Origin of the sequence: Pseudomonas sp. Irchel 3H3, assembly GCF_900187635.1 — a bacterium.
Lineage (GTDB): Bacteria > Pseudomonadota > Gammaproteobacteria > Pseudomonadales > Pseudomonadaceae > Aquipseudomonas.
Genome location: NZ_FYEC01000058.1, coordinates 1 through 2497 on the forward strand (window position 1 = coordinate 1; position 2497 = coordinate 2497).

Sequence of the window (2497 nt, forward strand, 5' to 3'; positions counted from 1 at the left end):
CCAGCTTGTTGACCAGTGCCGGCTGACCGCCGGTGAAGATGTCGTTGCTGGTGACTACGGTTGCCGTGCCGGTGGTGCTGTTGGCTGGAACGGTGATGGTGGTGCCGTCGGAGAGCTTGAAGGTCAGCTCGCCGTGGTTGCTCATCGGCAGGCCAGCGGCGTTGGTCAGGGTCACGGTGTAGGTGACGGAGCCGCCTTCGGTGACGGTGGTTTTATCCACAGACAGAGTGGCAACCACTTCAGAAGTGGTGTCGCCGACTGTAACGATGGCTTCGTTGCCGAGGACCAGGTTTTCGAAGGATTTGCCGTCGACTGCAGCGTCGGTGACGCCGAGTTTGATGGTTTCGCCGTCTTTGTAGACGTCATCACCTTGTGCCGCCAACTCGTACGGAGTGCTGCTGGTGCCGGCCTTGATGACCACGGTGTCGCCGTTGCTCAGGGTGACGGTCAGGTCCTGTTTGAGGACTTGATCAACCTTGACGGTGAACTTCGGTGCAGCGTTTTCCAGCACGTCGCCATTGCTTTCGATGGTGACGGTGATCTTGTCGCCGTCAGTACCTGGCTCGTCAGTGACCGAAGTGGTCAACGTCGTGTCGCCCAGGGTCAGCTTCTCGAAATTCTCTGCGCCAGTAACCGAAACCAGTTTGTTGACGATTGGTGTCTGGCCGCCAGCGAAGATGTCGTCTTTGGCGGTGACGGTTGCGCTAGCCGAAGTCCCGTTCGCAGGAACGGTGATTTTGGTGCCATCGGACAGAGTGAATACTAGCGGGCCGTGGTTGCTCATTGGCAGGCCAGCGGCGTTGGTCAGGGTCACGGTGTAGGTGACGGAGCCGCCTTCGGTGACGGTGGTTTTATCCACAGACAGAGTGGCAACCACTTCAGAAGTGGTGTCGCCGACTTTAACGATGGCTTCGTTGCCGAGTACCAGGTTTTCGAAGGATTTACCGTCGACTGCAGCGTCGGTGACGCCGAGTTTGATGGTTTCGCCGTCTTTGTAGACGTCATCACCTTGTGCTGCCAACTCGTACGGAGTGCTGCTGGTGCCGGCCTTGATGACCACGGTATCGCCGTTGCTCAAGGTGACGGTCAGGTCTTGTTTCAGTTCCTGATCGACCTTGACGGTGAACTTAGGTGCAGCGTTTTCCAGCACGTCGCCATTGCTTTCGATGGTGACGGTGATCTTGTCGCCGTCAGTACCTGGCTCGTCAGTGACCGAAGTGGTCAACGTCGTGTCGCCCAGGGTCAGCTTCTCGAAATTCTCTGCGCCAGTAACCGAAACCAGTTTGTTGACGATTGGTGTCTGGCCGCCAGCGAAGATGTCGTCTTTGGCGGTGACGGTCGCGCTGGCCGAAGTCCCATTCGCAGGAACGGTGATTTTGGTGCCGTCGGACAGGGTGAAGACCAGCGGGCCGTGGCTGCTCATTGGCAAGCCAGCAGCGTTGGTCAGGGTCACGGTGTAAGTGACGGAGCCGCCTTCGGTGACGGTGGACTTATCCACAGACAGAGTGGCAACCACTTCAGAAGTAGTGTCGCCGACTGTAACGATGGCTTCGTTGCCGAGGACCAGGTTTTCGAAGGATTTGCCGTCTACTGCAGCGTCGGTGACGCCGAGTTTGATGTTTTCGCCGTCTTTGTAGACGTCATCGCCTTGGGCTTTCAGTTCGTACGGCACGCTGCTGGTGCCGGCTTTGATGACGACGGTGTCGCCGTTGCTCAGGGTGACGGTCAGGTCCTGCTTGAGGACTTGATCAACCTTGACGGTGAACTTCGGTGCAGCGTTTTCCAGCACGTCGCCGTTGCTTTCGATGGTGACGGTGATCTTGTCGCCGTCAGTACCTGGCTCGTCAGTGACCGAAGTGGTCAACGTCGTGTCGCCCAGGGTCAGCTTCTCGAAATTCTCTGCGCCAGTAACCGAAACCAGTTTGTTGACGATTGGTGTCTGGCCGCCAGCGAAGATGTCGTCTTTGGCGGTGACGGTCGCGCTGGCCGAAGTCCCATTCGCAGGAACGGTGATTTTGGTGCCGTCGGACAGGGTGAAGACCAGCGGGCCGTGGCTGCTCATTGGCAAGCCAGCAGCGTTGGTCAGGGTCACGGTGTAAGTGACGGAGCCGCCTTCGGTGACGGTGGACTTATCCACAGACAGAGTGGCAACCACTTCAGAAGTAGTGTCGCCGACTGTAACGATGGCTTCGTTGCCGAGGACCAGGTTTTCGAAGGATTTACCGTCGACTGCAGCGTCGGTGACGCCGAGTTTGATGGTTTCGCCGTCTTTGTAGACGTCATCGCCCTGGGCTTTCAGCTCGTACGGAGTGCTGTTGGTGCCGGCCTTGATGACCACGGTGTCGCCGTTGCTCAGGGTCACGGTCAGGTCTTGCTTGAGTTCCTGATCGACTTTCACCGTGAACTTAGGTGCAGCGTTTTCCAGCACGTCGCCATTGCTTTCGATGGTGACGGTGATCTTGTCGCCTTCGCCCGACGGTTGGTCGGTGACGGTGGT

At 58.1% G+C, this 2497-nt stretch carries 1 protein-coding gene; it reads right to left on the bottom strand.

The annotated features are described in order from the left end of the window. Positions 1-2497 (bottom strand): immunoglobulin-like domain-containing protein (locus CKW24_RS27605; protein WP_371917618.1); only part of this gene is annotated, 2497 nt, incomplete at both ends.